Source organism: Geobacillus sp. FSL K6-0789, from assembly GCF_038593135.1.
GTDB classification, from domain to species: Bacteria; Bacillota; Bacilli; order Bacillales; family Anoxybacillaceae; genus Geobacillus; species Geobacillus stearothermophilus.
Map to the genome: position 1 here is coordinate 2,801,232 of NZ_CP151966.1, position 17,519 is coordinate 2,818,750.

A 17,519-nucleotide genomic window follows, 5' to 3' on the forward strand; every position below is an offset into this window, starting at 1 on the left:
AAGGGTTAAACGATGAATCATACAAGAAAAACGGTGAAAAAGCGAAAGAAAAAAAAGCGGCTCCGCCGATTATTTTTGCTCGTGTTTCTTCTTTTGCTCGGGGGTGTCGGCGCCTTTGGCTACAATATTTACTCCGAGACGAAACAGGCGTCAAGCAAAATGTATCAAGCGCTTGATCAGCCGGCAAGAAACATTGAGGTGCGCAAAGACCCATTTACCGTTCTGTTAGTCGGAGTGGAAAACCAGTACCACGACGAGGAGGGGCGGTCTGATGTCGTCATGCTTTTGACCGTCAATCCGAAGACGAACAAAGTGTATTTGTTGAGCATTCCGCGCGACACGCGCGTTTACATCCCGAGCGAAGGGCGGAAAGACAAAATCACCCATTCTTACAGTCAAGGCGGCATTCAATCGACCATTGCAGCCGTCAATGAGCTGATCGATGTACCGATTGACTATTACGTGACAACCGATTTTGACGGGTTCCAGAAAATTGTCGATTCCTTAGGCGGCGTCACGGTGGATGTTCCGTTCACATTCAAAGCCCAACTGACCGGCTCCCTCAAATGGCATACGTTCCATAAAGGCAAACAAGAGTTGAATGGCAATGAAGCGCTCGCCTATGTGCGCATGAGAAAATCGGACCCCCGCGGCGACTTTGGCCGAAACGAGCGGCAAAAACAAGTCATTCGTGCCATTATTGACAAAAGCACATCCATCACCTCGCTGCCGAAGCTGGATGACATCATCGCCGATTTAGGGGATCACGTGCGGACGAACATCCCTCCGGCCGATTTGTTATCGTTCATCTATGTCTATCAAAAAATGAAAAACGCGGATGTAGAAAATTTGCATTTGAAAGGATACGACGAAACAATCAACGGCGTGTACTACTACATCCCCGACGAGCAATCGGTCAGCTCAATCAATGAAACGCTGCGGCAAGCGCTCGAGACGTCCAACGCCTCCCTCACGCGCAGCAATTCACCATCCACACAAAACCAAAATTAACGATCACAAAGAAGGTGCTCCCAAAAGCAATGGGGCGCCTTTTTCCATTTACAGCGTATATCATGCCGCAATGATGATGAAAGAACACAACTTTTCATGTCCTCTGTTTTTTTCTCTTTTTCAACAAAACTTTTCATTTTTTCTCATAATAGGACTGAATTCGGGTTGGATAAAACGGCAAAATTCGCTATGATAGTATAGAAAACGCAAACTTGAGAAAAAAGGGGGGATCGAATCCTTGAAAAAAACGCTTCTTTCCGTCTTGTTAGCGACTTGCCCGCTGTGGCCGTCGGCCGCCTTGGCCGCCGATGGAAGTCCGTCCTCATCCTCACCGACACTCATGGTCGCGGAGCATAACGCTTTGCTGAGGAGAGGAGCGACGGATTCCTATCAAATCGTCGAATCCATTTCCGCTGGCCAACAAGTAAAGGTCATCGACAAGTTCCAAAACGCTGCTGGCGAAACGTGGTATCGCATCGAATATAAGGGCATCACAGGCTGGGCGCGGGCAGACGACTTTTCTGAAGCGCATGTCTCTTCCGCCTTCCCTAACGTGATGTTCGCCAAGCAAGACTCGTTGCTGAGAAGAGGGGCAACCGATTCATATCGGTCCGTTGGCTCGATTCCCGCTGGCCAACAAGTGAAAGTCATAGACGAGTTTCAAAATGCCTATGGTGAAACGTGGTACCGCATCGAGTACGGAGGCGTCACCGGCTGGACGCGTGCGGACAGCTTTTCTAACCAACCGCCTTCCATGCTCGTCGGAAAGCGTGCGGTGATCGCCGCCAACGACATCGCGATGCGCAAGGGGGCATCCCCTTACTATCCGGTCGTCAAAACACTGTCTAACGGCGATGTCGTCTCCATCATTGCCGAGTTCACCAATTCGCTCGGGGAACAGTATGTGCGTGTGGAGTGGGCGGGAGTCAAAGGATGGGTGAAAACGGAACAGATCTACATACTCAAACAGCTTCCGACACTTTTGCCGACATTCATGAACGTTGTGCAGTCCTCCCCGGTTCGCCGCGGGGCGAGCGTCCATTACCGCGCCGTCGCTACAGTGTCACGCGGTCAATCTGTCAAAGTGATCGATTTGTTCGTCACAAATGGTCAGGAACTTTGGTGCCGCGTTGATCTCGGACATGTCCGGGGATGGGTGTCGGAAAAAGTGTTGACGATGTCATCAACCATGTCGGTTCCAAGCGGTGTCTCGGATACGTCCAGCGTCTCAGGCCAGCCGCTGACGGTCAGCGTTTCGGTCGCCAATGTGCGGCAAGCTCCATCTTTAAAAGCAAAAGTCGTCACCCAACTGAAAAAAGGAACCAAACTGAACAGCCTGTCAAGCGCCAAAGATGCGTCGGGAGCGCTTTGGTACAAAGTGTCCCTCAATGGAAAAACGCTCGGCTGGGTGCACGAGACGGTTGTAACCAAATCCTACCTTTCCCCACCAGCCAGCCAGGGGATGCAAAAGCAGGTGACAACCACTAATGCGGCGCTGTTTGCCGAACCTTCGTTGAGCGCCGCCGTCATCGAGCGGATTGCGAAAAACCGAACGGTCACGGTTTTGAAGACGACAGAAGCATCTCCGTTCGACTGGGTGCAAGTCACCTCTGCATCGGGGAAAACGGGATGGATGCCGGTGTTTGAAGTAAAAGCCCCATCCTACGTATACGTCAAACAGGCGGGCACTCCGCTGCGCCGAGGTGCATCTTCGAACTATCAATCGTTGAAGGCGTTGGCAGCGAATGAGCGGCTTGCTGTCCTTTACGAATATCATGGATGGCTGAATGTCGAAACATCCAATGGCGTCCGCGGATGGGTGGAAGAATCGAGCACCTCTACCGTCGCCTTAAATAGTCTCGTGGAACCGACGTTTTCGACCATCAACGACAATGCCTATTTGACATGGAAAAAAACGTCTAATTTCCGCGTCTCCTATTCGTTGTTGCCGGGCAATCGTCTGAAAATCACCGGCTCGTTTTCCTACGCTGAAGTCCCGTCGACCGATATTCCAGGCATACAAACCGTGGAATGGACCGGCAGCAGCCTGCTCATCACCTTTGAACCGGGGTACACGTTCACCCTTCGCCATTACAGCGACCGATTGGCGCTGAAAATTCTCGAGACCGGACTCAAGGGCAAAAAAATCATCATTGACGCAGGGCATGGGGCGCACGACACCGGGGCGATCGGCCCTGGCGGCACGCGGGAAAAAGATATTACTCTCGACACCGCCTTATTGCTAAAAGAAGAATTGGAGCGGGCCGGAGCGATCGTGAAATTGACGCGAAGCACCGACATCTTTTTGGAGCTGTCTGAACGGACATGGATCGCCAACAGTTCCGACTACGACGCCTTTATCAGCATTCACGCCGACTCATACTCGCGGACATCTCGCGGAACGACAACGTACTACAACGTATCGAGCAACTTCAATGGGCCAAAAAGCGAGCAGTTGGCCGCCATCGTGCAAAAACATCTTGTCCAACAGCTCGGAACATATGACCGCGGCCATAAAACGCAAAACTTTTACGTCAACCGGAAAAACGAGCTGCCGAGCATTCTCGTTGAGCTCGCCTTCATCTCCAATCCAAATGAAGAGGCGCAGCTCAAAACGAAAGCGTTCCGCCAAAAAGCGGCCGTCGGCATTCGCGAAGGACTGGAAGAGTATTTCAGCCAATTCTAGTTTGTTCGCGTTCGGAGAATAATAGCATGAGAAGGCCGGTAATGCAACGGATTGCAAAGCTTTACGACGGAGTTCGTCAAACTGAGAAACATGGCAGCATCGCGTTTTCATTCCTTGCGATTCCTCATGAACCGAGCGAATCCGTTGTTTTTCACCGGCCTTTTAGGAAAGCTATTATTCTCCTTTCTTTCCATATCCAAAAACGGGGGAGATGAAACATGATGAAACGAAAAGCCAAATGGGCCGTTGCTGCCAGCCTGGCGGTCGGAATGACGGCAGGCGCCCTCTTGTTTACGCCATCGGCGATGAAAGCATCAGAAGAAGTCGTGTTAGCGAGCGTCGACTGGGTGACTTCCCAGCTCAACCCGATGAAAAACGACATTGCCAACCTGAAAGCACAACTGGCCGCCCAGCAACAACAAATTCAACAACTTCAACAACAACTTGCTAGCAAACCCGCTTCGCCTTCTTTGCCTTCTGTCGTCTATGTAGTGAAAAACAATGCGGCCGTCCGCAGCGGAGCGGCAACGAGATACCGTGTCATCACTTATAAACAGAAAGGGGCTTCACTGCAAGTGGTCGGGGCGCACCTTACTTCCCAAGGATTGTGGTACAACATCATCCTCTCCTCATCGTTGAAAGGTTGGATTTATTCCGGCGATGTCTCGACATCCGCCGTCAGCAGCGACAGCACCAAGCACGTCATCGCCACGGCCGCGGTCAATATTCGAAAAGGAGCGACGACTTCTTATCCGATTATTGCGACCGTTCCAAAAGGGACAGAGATGGTCTATATTCAGCCGTTTACCAACAGCAAAGGGGAGAAATGGTACAACGTGCAACTGTCTGATGGGCGTCAGGGTTGGATGGCCGCTGAATTTGGTGAGGTGAAGTAGACGGTGAAAAAATTGGCGTGGTTGGCCGTCGGCCTGTTTTTGCTCATCGTCTCTCCTTCCGCGTCGAACGCCGCTGGGGTGAAAACGTACAACAATCCCGTGCAAGTCCTTTTATATAAAGGGACATCGGTGACAGCCGCCGTCGAAGGAAACTATCAAATCGTCAATAAAGAGACGTTGACGATCACCCCGCTGCCAAGCGGGACAAATCTGACATTTCAGTCTTCCTCTTCGACCGTGTTTGTCACGTACAATGGAAAGACGGATTTTTCAAGCACCGGATTTACCATTCAAGAAACGATCGGCGCGGCGCCGTTGTCGCTTGTCAAGGTGAACCAAACGCGGTATCGGGGAAGCGTCGACATTCGCCTGCAAAACAGCGCCTTGTATGCTGTCAATATTTTAGATATGGAAGATTATTTAAAAGGAGTCGTGCCGAGCGAGATGCCTGCCTCTTGGCCGCTTGAGGCGCTGAAGGCGCAAGCCATTGCGGCCCGAAACTATGCCTATAAACATAAAACAAGTTTGACGACCAATCCAAACACACAGACGTATAAAGGATATGATGGAGAATCTCCACGATCGAACGCGGCAGTGGATGCAACAAGAGGATGGTATCTGAAATATAATGGCAGTATCATTGAAACGTATTACCACTCGACAAGCGGCGGCAGAACCGCCAATGTAAGCGACGTCTGGAACTCGTCGCAAACCGCCTACCCATATTTGGCGAGCGTCGATGACCCGTATGAATCATCGCCGTACAGCCGATGGTCATTCACCTTCTCCCCAGCTGTGCTGTTGCGTTCGTTCGGGTTCAACGATCCATCGGTTGTTTTATACGACGTCTCGATCGCCAAAACCGGCGCGAACGGAGAAGTGGGGGCCGTCACGATTGAAACCTCGGCAGGCGAAAAAACGGTGAAAGGCAATGAAGCGATCATCCGCAAACTGTTCCCGCTAGACGGCAATCAATTTTACGGCATCTTGCCGTCCAACTGGTTTGACATTCAAGTGCAAAAAAGCGGCCCATCCGTGTCGATTCAAACGGCCAGCGGCAACATCGCCGCCTCTTCCTTGTCATCTTACTCCGTCCAAACAGGGAGCGGAACCGTTTCGCTCGCCGGCGTCGAAGGAATCAAGGTGCAAACAACGGATGGCATCGTGCCGCTTTCCGCCTCGCCGTCAGGGGTTAGCTCGATCACTGTCACGGGAAAAGGATGGGGGCACCGGATCGGCATGAGCCAATACGGAGCAAAAGCATTTGCCGAGCGCGGATGGACGGCAGAGCAAATTTTAGAACACTACTTCCCCGGTGCTGAAGTCTCGTTCTAGCGACAGAGTCCATGATGTCATACGGGATTTTGCTCTCCACCTCGGCATCACTCGGGAACAAAAAAGGGCGTCCTTCTTTGTGAGCGGAACGCCCTTTCTTCTTTTTCTATTTTTCTGTCCATCTGACGGATTCGCGTTTTGTTTCATCGCCAAGGGCGTGAAGCAAATCGTCGACAATGCGAATCCATGAGTATTGCTCCACCGCCAACTTACGCCCATTTTCCGCCATCTTTTCGTATTCCTCGCTCGGAAGGCAAAGCAACTCGAGAACCGCGGCAGCGATCTGTTCAGGATTTTCTGGAGGAGCGATTTTTCCGCAATGGTATGTTTCTAAAATCTCGGCGCTCTCCCCTTCGCCGCAATACAGCACCGGGGTTCCGGTGGCGATCGCCGGGAAAATTTTCGACGGCCTTGCCCCTTTAAACAAATCGATGTTGCGCAGCGAAACGATGCTGTAATCGGTGATGGAGAAAATCTCCGGCATCTTCTCAACCGGAACGGATCCGTAAAACGTCACATTGTCAAGGCCGAGCTCTTCTTTTAACGCCATCAGCTTTTCTCGCTCTTGGCCATCGCCGACAAACAGGAAATGCGCCCGTTCATCTTTTGCTTTGACGATGGCCGCCGCCCGCAGCACCGAATCGAGCCCTTGGGCGTATCCCATCGTTCCGGCGTACGTAAACACCACTTTTCCTTCGAGCCCTAATTCCGCAAGCAACTCTTTGTTTTTCGGCAGCGGGCGAAACACATCCGTGTTGACGCCGTTCGGCAATAAAAAGACATCCTCGGGCGCCTTTCCTTGTTCAATCATATAATCGCGAATGCCTTCTGTCGCGGCAGCGATTTTCCAAGCCTTCCGGTATAAAAACAGCTCGAGCCACCTCGCCATTCGGATGAACAGCCGATTTTTCAAAATGCCGAGCTCAACGGCCGATTCCGGCCAAATGTCAGCGACGTTGAAGACAAACTTCGCCCGTTTCAACTTCGCGCCCACGTACCCGGTGATCCCTAAAAACAACGGCGGGGAATTGCAAATGATCACATCCGTCGGCTTCGCTTTCACAAGCAGCGAATAAAACGAGCTGAACGTAAACGAAAAATACGAAGCGAGTCGCTTCCAAAAGCTCCCCTTTGGCGACGGATAAATCCATGTCCGATGAACGGGAATGCCCTCCCATTGTTCGAACAAATAAAACAGGCCGCGGTATGGCTTGGGGATGACGCCGTGCGGATGATGCGGGAATGCCGTAAGCACTTCCACTTGATGCCCCCGTTTGATCAGCTCTTTGCTCACCTCATACACACGAATTTGCGGTGCGCCCGTTTCCGGCGGGAAGTGTTGGCATAGGTAAATGATCCTCATCGTCCGCTCCACACCACTTTCCCCCAAAATCGCAAACGAACGTTCCATTTCGAGCGCCAAGAGGCGAGCGCAAACGAGGCGTGGAAAAAGGGCAACGCCCCCCTGGCATCGTTCCGCTGTCCTTGGATGTATAGTCGTTGCCGTAAGCCAACGGCCATCACGAGCTTGCCAACGGAAAGCCGCCGGCTTCGCGTCCTAGCCGCCGCTTTCGGCAACAAACGAGCACCAACCGCGGCGGCTGATATGACGGCTTTGTTCCTCATCGACTCCCTCCACCGCCTTTCAACGTTTGTTCATACAATCGGATCATGCGCATCGCATTTTCCGTCCAATCGTAATGTTCATGAACATGGTTGACGCCGTTTTCCCCCATTCGTTGCCGCAGCCTCTCATCAAGCAACAGCCGTTCGAACGCCTCCGCTAGCTTTTCCGGACTGTTTTTCGGCACAATCAACCCCGTTGTTCCCTCACGGACGACTTCCGGCAATCCACCGACGTTGGAGACGACAACGGGAACGCCGCACGCCATCGCCTCGACGGCGGCAACGCCAAAACTTTCGCTGTCTTCAGTCGAAGGCACGGCGAAAATATCCATTTGATTGATGTACAGTGGCACTTGTTCGTTCGGAACTTTGCCGACAAACGTCGTCACGGATTGGATGCCGAGGCGGGCGCACAGCTCCTCGTATTCACTTCGCTGCGGCCCATCGCCGACGATCAACAGCTCCGTTTGTGGATGCCGCTCGTGCACAACGGCAAACGCTCGAATCAAATCAGCGATCCCGTACTTGTCCGAAAGAGCTTTCACTGTGCCGATCGTCACGGTCCGTTTCGGCTGTTTCGGCAATGGTTTGAAGCGGGCGACATCCACCCCAAACGGCGTCACCTCGATCGGTTTGTCCGTATACTTTCCGGTTTCTTTCGCCATCACATGACTTGTCGAACAAATGACATCCGCTCGCTGCAATGTATATTCAAGCATCCGTCGGTTCCAGCGATTGGCATTCGGAAACTGATACACGTCGCGTCCCCAGACGGAGACGTAAAACGGATGATACGAAGCAAGCGCCCCGATCAACCCGTAGCTGGAGGCATAATGGGCGTGCAAAATATCTGGTCGAAACGAAGCGAGCAGCCGCTTTAATGAAAAGACAGTGGAAAAATACGACAACTTCCCCGGCAGCCATTTCGGCAGCACGACTGTCTCGACTTCTTTCGCTTGCTCCGGCCCGTAATGGTCTTTAAACGTCACGACTTTCACATCGATGCCTTGCGTTTGGTAAAAGCGGGCCCACTTATGCGTATGGATCGATTTGCTTGGAGCCAATAAGGCGACTTTCATCGGAGGCCCCCCACCAACGTTTCTTTCACCTTTTCCACTCTCGCTTCCCATGAATGTTTCGCCATAAACGTCCGCGCAATGCGCAAGCGGCACTCCTCGAGCATGTCCGCCATCTTGGCGATCGCTTCTGCCATCGACGACGGGTTGTCGTCGCAAATGACGCCATACCCATCCGCTTCAATCAATCGCTTTTGCGCCGAGCAAGCGGTGGCGACAATCGGCAGGCCGCTCGACAGATAGTCGACCAGTTTGACGGGAACGGAAAAATCATTATACTCGCTCCGCCGCCGCGGGATGAAGGCGAAATCCATCTCCGCATACAAACGGTCGAGCGCTTCGCCGCTGACGTGCTCGACGCGCACTTGCAAGGCGGCAAGCTCTTCTTTCACCGCAAGCGGCTGCCGCTCGTACTCGTCTTTTCGGCAGACGACGGTGAGCGAAACAAGCGGCTTGCGGCGGTTTGCTAAGCGAATCGCCTCAAGCAGGAGCAAAAGCCCATAGTCAGCATTGTTGATGCCGCCAACATAAATGGCATTCAGCGGCTGTTTCGCCGTCCCGAACCGCTGAAACGGCTTTTGCTTCCCACCCGGCGGCAAATCGACCATCGGGCGGCGGATCGCGACATATGTTCCCATTTCGAGACTCGGCAAAAAGATGACATCGCAGTACCGCTCGTAAAACCGTTCTTCCCAACGGTACATCATTTGCATGGCCGCTTTTTTCCAACCGCGGAGCGGATACAAATCAGGAAACTTCCAATAGACGTCGCGATAAAAGACGCCAATGGGAACGTTGCGGCCTTTCAGGTAGCGGAGCACATCCCGATCGACGAACGGACGTTGCGGCCGGTGTCCTGGGTCCGTGAGCCAAAGCGGAATCGTCTGGTTTTCCATATAACAAAACCAGACATCATCGAGCTTGCCTTGGCTGCGGAGCTCTTGAAATTGCTTCTCCCGCTCGGCTGACGTGCCGGCGATCAGAAGAACGTCCACTCCCTCTTTCGCTCCCCAGCGCAAAAACGCCTGATGCATTTCATACGGCCGCAGCTTTGACCCGCTGTTTCGTTCCGCGACGAGTGAAAACGGGTAATAAATCAATACGGTTTTCATCATTCATCCCTCATCCGTGATTCGCCTTTTCGCTGCAAACCATGCCCGTAAATCCCCCTGCACCCGCAGCCACAACGCCATTCCGCCAAACAATGCCACGAGCAGCACCCAGGTCGGATTGAACAAAAAATCGGTGAACCCACCGACGAGCGTGCGGGGGATGTTAATGGAAAAATAAACGAACAAACTTAAAAACAAAGGATTTTTTGGCAGCCGTAGAAACCCAATATACAACAGCTGCGTCACGACACCGACATACAGCGTGCCGATGACGATCCCCACATAACCGAAATTGGCATACGCCTCAGCAACAAAAAGGGTGTTCAACACTCCCCCTGTCCCGTCTTCAATCCGCTCTGGGAACACGTGCGCCATCACGAGGCGGGCGGAGCGGACATTCTCGACGTCAAACAACCCTGTTAAAATCGAGGGCAAGCTTTTTCCATAAAGAAATGGCAGCGCTTCGCCGAACAAATTCAAATGAAGAAACATCGGCGCGATTTGCGCCAAAATCATGCGGCCGATCGGGCCTTTGTTGTAAGACAAAAAGGTCGCAACATCTTGCACCCCTTGAATGACGATGTACATGCCGACGAGCACCGCCGCCCCCACTCCCCCATACAACGCCAATTTCGCCGCCGACAGCCTTGTTTTTCCAATGTAGATGCGAATCAGCAAAAACATCATCACGTAAAAGAAAATCGGCGATTTGGCCAAATCATACACATTGACGAACACCGCTCCGACAAACAGACAGATAAACAGCAGCTTCCACCGCCACTCGTGCGTCAGCTCGGCAAACAAATAAGCGATAAACGACAAAAGCGGCGTGAGCGTAATGGCAAAAATATTGCGAACGAGCACGTTTCCGGCAAAATGGCGCGACGCCTCAATGCGCAACGCAGCCAAGCTCTCATCCGTCCCTGTCAAGAGCGCAAACACCGGAATCGTCGGCGTTTTCCAAATCATATACGCAATGGCGGCAAAACTGAGGAGCGACAGCGCCAAAAACGCATAAAACACTTGGCTGCCCGTCGCTCCAGCCAACGGAGAAAGCGGCTTTTGCAAATAGGCGCGAAACTCCTGCCTCGCTTCAAATCCGCACAGCCTTGAAACGACCACCATCGACAGCGGGAACACGATCATGACAAAGCATACGACAGCAAATCCAATCTGCCGGTATTCCTCGGGCCGAAACAGCTTGCGAATCATGTAGTAATCGTCCATCCCCAAGGCGATCAGCAGCGCGCCGATGAAGCTTGACAGAAGGAACGAGTAATAGTACACAATCGACACGAGATTCGGCGCCGTCCATGAAAGCGTCCCCGCTGCATAGCGAAACATCAAGGTGGAGACGACAAGAACAATCAACCCAATCAACACGTCCAACATGCCGACGCACCCTTATCGCTGTCCGATCGCCGCCACGATTTTCTCCGCCGCATGCCCATCGCCAAAGACGTCCGCATAAACAGGGGCGACTTCCTTGTGGACCGCCGCGACGATCTTCTCGCGGTCCGTGCCGGTTAAGATGTTCGCCCCGCCTTCGAGCGTTTCCACCCATTCGGTTTGTTCGCGCACCGTCACGCAAGGCACACGAAGGAAATACGCTTCCTTTTGTACGCCTCCTGAATCGGTGATGATTTTTTTCGCGCCGCTCTCTAACCGAAGCATGTCCAAATAACCGACCGGATCGATCAGCCGAAGCCCTGGAATCGCCGAAGCGTCCAAGCCGTACTCTTCAAGCTTATGCCGCGTCCGAGGATGAATCGGCCACACTTTCGTTCCGTCAATATCCCGAAAAGCAGCCAAAATGGCTTTCAATTTGTCGGGGTCATCGGTATTTTCCGCTCGGTGAATGGTGATCAAGTAGTAGGATTGTTCCGCCAGCGACAAATCAGCCAAAATCGTCGATTGGCGCTGTGCGAGCTCCTTGTTGTACAAAATGGCGTCATACATGACGTCGCCGACATTCCAGACGTTTCGCGTAATATTTTCTTTTCGTAAATTTTCCACGGCCGTCTCCGTTGGACAAAATAAGAGCTCGGAGACATGATCGGTCATGATGCGGTTGATTTCTTCCGGCATCTGCTTGTTGAAGCTGCGCAGTCCGGCTTCGACGTGGATGACGGGAATATGGAGCTTCGCTGCGACAAGAGCGCCCGCGAGCGTCGAGTTCGTATCGCCATAGACGAGCACATAATCCGGTTTTTCCTGCATGACAATTTCTTCAATTTTCATCAGCATTTCGCCCGTTTGCTTTCCATGGCTGCCTGAACCCACCCCTAGATAGTAGTCAGGCGTCGGAATGTTCAACTCCTCAAAAAAAATGGCCGACATATTCGGGTCATAGTGCTGCCCGGTATGGATCAGCACTTCGGTATATTGTTTTCGCAAGACGCGCGAGACGGGGGCAGCCTTGATAAACTGCGGTCTGGCGCCTAACACGGTGGCGATTTTCATCCGAAGCACCTCCTAGATCAGATGAGCGGTTATCAAGTATTTTGCGCATTTTCATCCTCGATCGTGCGCACCGGACGGCGCAAATCACGATCAACCCGGCTGGCAAAGAGTGTGGCGGCAAACAGGCCCCAACCAGCGAGCACCCAGCCGTCAGCAATCGGCGCCTGCTGAACGTAGACGATGACGATGAGGGAGAGCAATGTGCCGACCAAAACCAAAGCCATCTTTTTCCATGACACTGGCACAGGATACACTTGCTGGCTTTTGCGAAAAATGAAAGCCACAGCGACCATATACGTCATGAGGCTGGCCGCGACCGCCCCCCAGCTGAGCCAAAGCGGCACCAAAACGGCGTTCAATGCAAGATGAAGAAGCGCCGCTAGCGTGAACACCCGTGAAATATAGCCGGTTTCCTTTGTCAAAAACAAGCCGGTGGAAACAATCAGATAATAAAAGTTCAAAAACGTGACGGCCGATAAAAACGGGATATAGGACGCTGCATCGCGATATTCCGGTTTGAAAAAGGTTTCCACAAGCCACGGGCTCGCCGTGGCGATCAAAAGCAACCCAAACGCTCCAATGAGCAAAAGCGCCATATACACTTTCGCAAACAGCGCACGGCTTTCCGGCCGGTCTTTCATCGACATCGAATACGGACGCCACGCCATCTGCACGCCGCTCGTGATGAGCGTGATCACGGTCGCGAGACGCAAGGCAACCCCAAACACCCCGACTTCCTCCAACGACGCAAACCGTTGGATGAAAAACGTGCTGACGTTGGCGATCACCCAAAAGGCGAGCGAAGTCGGCACGAGCGGGGCGGCGTAGGCAAGCAGCTCCTTTAACACGTCAAAGCGCACGCGCCACACCATATACTTTACGGTCAAATGCAGCATCAACAAAAACACGAGCGCGCTGCTCACGAGCCGGCCGATGAGCAACCCTTCCGGCGTCGCCGCGAACCACCGGAGCGCCGCATACGACAGCACAGCGACAAGCAGCATTTTCACGAGCGTCCAAATCACGACTTTTTTCGTCTGAAATTCAAACCGCAGCACCGTCGTCGCCATGACGAAAATCGTATCGAGCAGCAACGTCGCGATACTGATGTACAGCAAATCGACATAGCGAGGTTCTTGAAACAGCGCGCCTGCGATCCACGGACCGGCCAAAACGACAGCCAAAAATAAGATGGCGACGACAAACAGCCGGAAGCACATGACGTTGCGCACATACAAAAGGCGCTTCTCTTTGTCGTCCGTGTCGTAATAGTAAAAAGAGAGCGCCGAATCCGTACCGAAAATGACGAGAAATGTCAGCATCGACGTCCATTGGTCGATCAAGTAGACCGCCCCGTACTGCGCCTTGGACAAATAGCTTGTATAAATCGGCAGCATCAAAAAGGCAATCATCTTCGTGCCGACGTTCATAAACGCGTAAAGGAGCGAGTCCGCTCCTAAACGCTTGAATGCCGAGAACAATTTATAACAACTCCCGCTCGTCGACCATTTTGCTGAAGCGCGCCGGGAATCCTTTCACGACCGTCCTCGGTTCCGTATCTTTTGTGACGAGCGCCCCAGCGGCGACAAACGTCTCTTCCGCCACCGTCACGCCCGGCAGCAAAATCGCTCCGCCTCCGACGCGCGCCCCGCGCTTGACGGTCGCCCCTTTGATTTTGGCGAACCGTTCTTCCGTCCGCCCCATGTAGTTGTCATTGGTCGTCGTGACGCACGGGGCGATGAACACATGGTCTTCGAGCGTCGTGTAGGCCGTGATGTAGGAGTTCGACTGGATTTTCGTCCGATCGCCGATTTGGACGTGGTTTTCGACGCACACCCCGCGCCCGACGATCACATATTGGCCGATGTGCACGTTTTCGCGCACGCTCGCCAAATCAGCGATCAATGTGTAGGCGCCGATCACTGCTCCTCGATAGATGACAGCGTTGGCGCCGATCGTGCAATGGTCGCCGATGACAAGCGGCGGCAGCTCGCCCGACAGCTTGACGGTGCTCGTTTTCGCCGGCTTCGGCGGTTTGCCGAGCACCGCTCCGTCGGCGATCGTCACGCCGTCGCCGACGACGGTTCCTTCGTGAATCGTGACGCGATGTCCGATTTTAACGTCGTTTCCGATTTTGACATTCGCCTCGATGACCGTGAAATGGCCGATTTCGACACGTTCACCGCAAACAACAGAGGGATCGACAACGTTCATGGTTTCGTCTCCTTCGCTTACAATTTGACGTATTTGGCCGGTTTCGACACATCTTTCATAGCATTGCGTGTGTCAAACACGACCCGGCTGTGACGAGCGACCATTTCATAGTCGATGTTGGAATGATCCGTCGTAATCAAGACAAGATCTGACTGTGCAAGCAGTTCCGGCGTCAGCTCGACCGTCTCAATCACCCGGTTGCACGCCCGGAACGACGGAACATACGGGTCGACGACGGAAAATTCCGCTCCGTATTGCTCGAGCAGCTCGACGATTTTCAACACTGGCGATTCGCGCACATCATCAATGTCTTTTTTGTAGGCGACGCCGAGCACCGTCACCTTCGAACCGCGCATCGCCTTCCCTTCTTCGTTCAAAATGAGCATTGCGCGATTGACAACGTATTCCGGCATGGCATTATTGATTTCGCCGGCCAGCTCGATCAGGCGCGTATGGTAGTTGTATTCGCGCGCCTTCCATGTCAAATAAAACGGGTCGATTGGAATGCAATGGCCGCCAAGCCCCGGGCCCGGGTAAAACGCCATAAATCCGTACGGCTTCGTTTTCGCCGCCTCGATCACTTCCCAAACGTCAATGCCCATCCGTTCGCACAAAATGGCCATTTCGTTCGCCAACGCAATGTTGATATGGCGGAACGTATTTTCAAAAATTTTCTCCATTTCCGCCACCGCCGGACTCGACACTTCGTGGACATCGCCTTCAAGCACAGCTCGATACATGGCCGCTGCCACTTTCGTGCACGTCTTTGTCACGCCGCCGACGACTTTCGGCGTATTTTTCGTCTTAAACTGCTTGTTGCCCGGGTCAACCCGCTCCGGCGAATAGGCAACGAACACCGTTTCCCCGACGACGAGCCCCTTTTTCTCCAGCGCCGGTTTCACGATTTCTTCCGTCGTGCCTGGATAGGTGGTCGATTCCAACACGACAAGCATCCCTTCATGGGCGTATTTAGCGATTTCCTTCGCCGAGTTTTCGACGTAGGACGTATCCGGCTGATGATGCCCATCGAGCGGGGTCGGCACCGCGATCGCCACGGCATCGACTTCCGCGATCCGGGCGTAATCGGTCGTCGCCACAAGCCGCCCTTGTTTGACCATCTCATGCAAATCTTCATCGACGACATCGCCGATGTAGTTGATCCCATTGTTCACTTGATCGACGCGGCTTTGTTGGATGTCAAAACCAATGACATGAAACCCTGCTTTTGCTTTTTCGACTGCCAGCGGCAACCCGACGTAGCCAAGCCCGACCACACCGATGACCGCGTCGCGTTTCTCAAACTTTTGCAACAGCCGTTCCGCGTATTTCATTCCTCTCATTCCTTTCTACTCAGATAGTTGCACTCTTGTCCCCGTTTCCGCCGAACGCAAAATCGCTTCGATCAGCCGAACAGGAGCCAATCCGTCCAAACCCGTGACGATCGGCTCGCGGTCTTCGCGAATCGCTTGCACCATATCTTCAATGATCCATTGGTGCCCCGGCTTGCCAAACGGGTCGGCGTTGATCTCATCGATGAGCTTTGCCCGTTCTTCCTCGCTGACGCCTTCCGCTTCCCACGTTTCGATAAAGTTGGCCGTCCGGCCGCCGATTTTCACTGATGCCGTTTCGCCGAAAATGGCGATCGATTCCTCCAAGTTTTGCGGATAAATCGTCGTCGCTGCCTCAATGACGCCAAGCGCCCCGCTTTCAAACTCGACGACCGCCGCCGCGACGTCTTCCGTCTCAATCTTGCGCAGACGGGTCGCCGCCATCGCTTGCACCGCCTTGACCGGCCCCATCAGCCAAAGCAGCAAATCCAAATTGTGAATGGCTTGATTCATCAAGACGCCGCCGTCAAACTCTTTCGTCCCCCGCCACGCCGCCTGGTCATAATAGGCTTGATTTCGATTCCAGCGCACCGTGGCGTTCGCATGGCTCAGTTTTCCGAACATCCCACGCTCCATCGCCTCTTTCAGCTTCCGAATAGCCGGACGGAAGCGGTTCGGATGAACGACCGCGAGCTTCACGTCGTATTCTTTCGCCGCGCGGATCATCTCTTCAGCGTCGCTCACACGGAGCGCCATCGGCTTTTCCACAATGATATGACGGCGATAGCGGGCCGCCAGCTTGGCCAGCCGCGCGTGCAATCCAGACGGAACACAAATGTTGACGACATCGATCTGTTCGTTCTCCTTCAACATCGTCTCCATATCAGTATAAACAGGAACGTCCGACACGTCGCGCAAACGTTCCGGATTCGTGTCGCACACGGCCGCCAGCTCGGCGCCGTCCGCCTTTTCAATGGCATCGATATGTTTTTTGGCGATATGCCCCATGCCGACAATGGCAAAACGGATCATGAAGAATAGTACCTCCTCGCGTCCAATATATACTTCCAAAGCACGAGCCAAACGACCGTCAAAAACAGGCCGAGGACAAGGCCGACGGCCATCAGCTGCCCCGTATACGTTTTCGATTTCGCCACCGTTTCCGACAATACGGCCGGTTTTTCGTAAAAGACAAGATTGCCGCGGATGCGATTGACACGCTCCATCACTTCAGTCAAGTTGTTTTCCGACTCGACCAACAAGGCGCTGATGTCATAGAGCTGTTCTGGATTCAAGCGGCCCGACTGTATTTGTTCGCTATAATAATCGACTTTTTGTTGCAAGGCGCGTTCCCGTTCTTCCAGCGCATGCAAGTATTTCGTGGTGACATCAATCCGCTCTTGCGAATGGCGCTTGAGCTCCTGGCTGTATTCCGACACAACAAGCTTCAATTCTCGACTCACGTCTTGTTCATCGTCGCCTTTGACCGTGATTTGCACGTACTGTTTCTCAGGAACGACGACATCCAAGTTTTTTACATCTGGAAACTTCGCTTCTATATTTTTCGGATCCGTCAACTCTTTTACATCAATCGATCCGGTAAACACGACAGCTTTCCCCGTATACTTCTCCCCCTGCAGCAAAAGCCGCCCTGCGATGACGGTCAACACGATCGTCGCAAGCGGAACGACAAGAAACCACCATTTTCGCTGCCAAAAAAAGCGCAAATATTCGTACAGCACAAACGGTCGTTTTTCCGCCGTCAATCCGGC

The 17,519-nt window shown here is 53.1% G+C and carries 14 protein-coding genes; 4 read left to right on the forward strand and 10 right to left on the reverse strand.

Annotation, left to right across the window (positions count from 1 at the left end; genetic code table 11):
* The first annotated feature begins 12 nt into the window (after nt 1-12).
* The 4 genes from NSQ51_RS14975 (at nt 13) to NSQ51_RS14990 (ending at nt 5,928) form a co-directional block, all read left to right on the forward strand.
* The gene (locus tag NSQ51_RS14975; protein ID WP_049624570.1) at nt 13-1,011 is read left to right on the forward strand and encodes an LCP family protein; all 999 of its coding nucleotides are present in this window, start codon (nt 13-15) and stop codon (nt 1,009-1,011) included.
* Between the two features lie 238 nt (nt 1,012-1,249).
* Nucleotides 1,250-3,697: an SH3 domain-containing protein gene (locus tag NSQ51_RS14980; RefSeq protein ID WP_049624569.1), complete on the forward strand. Its 2,448-nt coding sequence runs from the start codon at nt 1,250-1,252 to the stop codon at nt 3,695-3,697.
* A 218-nt stretch (nt 3,698-3,915) separates the two neighbouring features.
* Nucleotides 3,916-4,593 (forward strand): SH3 domain-containing protein, encoded by a 678-nt coding sequence (locus tag NSQ51_RS14985; RefSeq protein ID WP_049624568.1) that lies wholly within the window; start codon nt 3,916-3,918, stop codon nt 4,591-4,593.
* A 3-nt stretch (nt 4,594-4,596) separates the two neighbouring features.
* Entirely contained in the window at nt 4,597-5,928 is a 1,332-nt protein-coding gene (locus tag NSQ51_RS14990) for a SpoIID/LytB domain-containing protein (RefSeq protein ID WP_049624567.1), read from the forward strand.
* Between the two features lie 106 nt (nt 5,929-6,034).
* Here NSQ51_RS14990 and NSQ51_RS14995 read toward each other — a convergent pair whose 3' ends face one another.
* From NSQ51_RS14995 to NSQ51_RS15040, 10 genes are all read right to left on the reverse strand, one after another.
* On the reverse strand, nt 6,035-7,291 hold the full coding sequence (locus NSQ51_RS14995) for a glycosyltransferase family 4 protein (RefSeq protein ID WP_033014918.1): 1,257 nt from the start codon (nt 7,289-7,291) through the stop codon (nt 6,035-6,037).
* A gap of 259 nt (nt 7,292-7,550) precedes the next feature.
* Nucleotides 7,551-8,633 carry a glycosyltransferase gene (locus NSQ51_RS15000; protein ID WP_033014914.1) on the reverse strand — a complete coding sequence of 361 codons (1,083 nt, stop codon included), beginning with the start codon at nt 8,631-8,633 and terminating at the stop codon, nt 7,551-7,553.
* Nucleotides 8,630-9,745 (reverse strand): glycosyltransferase, encoded by a 1,116-nt coding sequence (locus NSQ51_RS15005; RefSeq protein ID WP_049624566.1) that lies wholly within the window; start codon nt 9,743-9,745, stop codon nt 8,630-8,632. The genes NSQ51_RS15000 and NSQ51_RS15005 overlap by 4 nt, the downstream gene beginning before the upstream one ends.
* Complete coding sequence (locus tag NSQ51_RS15010) at nt 9,746-11,134, reverse strand: O-antigen polymerase (protein WP_033014909.1); 1,389 nt, start codon at nt 11,132-11,134, stop codon at nt 9,746-9,748.
* Nucleotides 11,135-11,146: 12 nt separating this feature from the next.
* Nucleotides 11,147-12,205 (reverse strand): UDP-N-acetylglucosamine 2-epimerase (non-hydrolyzing), encoded by a 1,059-nt coding sequence (gene wecB / locus NSQ51_RS15015; protein ID WP_025950142.1) that lies wholly within the window; start codon nt 12,203-12,205, stop codon nt 11,147-11,149.
* 32 nt (nt 12,206-12,237) lie between these two features.
* Nucleotides 12,238-13,686, reverse strand: a complete 1,449-nt coding sequence (locus tag NSQ51_RS15020; protein WP_049624565.1) for an oligosaccharide flippase family protein — start codon at nt 13,684-13,686, stop codon at nt 12,238-12,240.
* Between the two features lies 1 nt (nt 13,687).
* A complete protein-coding gene (locus NSQ51_RS15025; RefSeq protein ID WP_033014903.1) occupies nt 13,688-14,419 on the reverse strand; it encodes an N-acetyltransferase in 732 nt (243 codons plus the stop codon).
* A gap of 17 nt (nt 14,420-14,436) precedes the next feature.
* Nucleotides 14,437-15,750 (reverse strand): nucleotide sugar dehydrogenase, encoded by a 1,314-nt coding sequence (locus tag NSQ51_RS15030; protein WP_049624564.1) that lies wholly within the window; start codon nt 15,748-15,750, stop codon nt 14,437-14,439.
* A 15-nt stretch (nt 15,751-15,765) separates the two neighbouring features.
* On the reverse strand, nt 15,766-16,779 hold the full coding sequence (locus NSQ51_RS15035; RefSeq protein WP_013524681.1) for a Gfo/Idh/MocA family oxidoreductase: 1,014 nt from the start codon (nt 16,777-16,779) through the stop codon (nt 15,766-15,768).
* Nucleotides 16,776-17,513 carry a hypothetical protein gene (locus NSQ51_RS15040; RefSeq protein WP_049624588.1) on the reverse strand — a complete coding sequence of 246 codons (738 nt, stop codon included), beginning with the start codon at nt 17,511-17,513 and terminating at the stop codon, nt 16,776-16,778. The genes NSQ51_RS15035 and NSQ51_RS15040 overlap by 4 nt, the downstream gene beginning before the upstream one ends.
* Nucleotides 17,514-17,519 lie beyond the last annotated feature (6 nt).

What these genes read in the sequence shown, in the direction of transcription:
- NSQ51_RS14975 (WP_049624570.1), top strand. Translation starts at nt 13, where the DNA reads ATGAATCATACAAGAAAAACGGTGAAAAAGCGAAAGAAAAAAAAGCGG.
- NSQ51_RS14985 (WP_049624568.1), top strand. Translation starts at nt 3,916, where the DNA reads ATGATGAAACGAAAAGCCAAATGGGCCGTTGCTGCCAGCCTGGCGGTC.
- NSQ51_RS14995 (WP_033014918.1), bottom strand. Translation starts at nt 7,291, where the DNA reads ATGAGGATCATTTACCTATGCCAACACTTCCCGCCGGAAACGGGCGCA.
- NSQ51_RS15000 (WP_033014914.1), bottom strand. Translation starts at nt 8,633, where the DNA reads ATGAAAGTCGCCTTATTGGCTCCAAGCAAATCGATCCATACGCATAAG.
- NSQ51_RS15005 (WP_049624566.1), bottom strand. Translation starts at nt 9,745, where the DNA reads ATGATGAAAACCGTATTGATTTATTACCCGTTTTCACTCGTCGCGGAA.
- NSQ51_RS15010 (WP_033014909.1), bottom strand. Translation starts at nt 11,134, where the DNA reads ATGTTGGACGTGTTGATTGGGTTGATTGTTCTTGTCGTCTCCACCTTG.
- wecB (WP_025950142.1), bottom strand. Translation starts at nt 12,205, where the DNA reads ATGAAAATCGCCACCGTGTTAGGCGCCAGACCGCAGTTTATCAAGGCT.
- NSQ51_RS15025 (WP_033014903.1), bottom strand. Translation starts at nt 14,419, where the DNA reads ATGAACGTTGTCGATCCCTCTGTTGTTTGCGGTGAACGTGTCGAAATC.
- NSQ51_RS15030 (WP_049624564.1), bottom strand. Translation starts at nt 15,750, where the DNA reads ATGAAATACGCGGAACGGCTGTTGCAAAAGTTTGAGAAACGCGACGCG.
- NSQ51_RS15035 (WP_013524681.1), bottom strand. Translation starts at nt 16,779, where the DNA reads ATGATCCGTTTTGCCATTGTCGGCATGGGGCATATCGCCAAAAAACAT.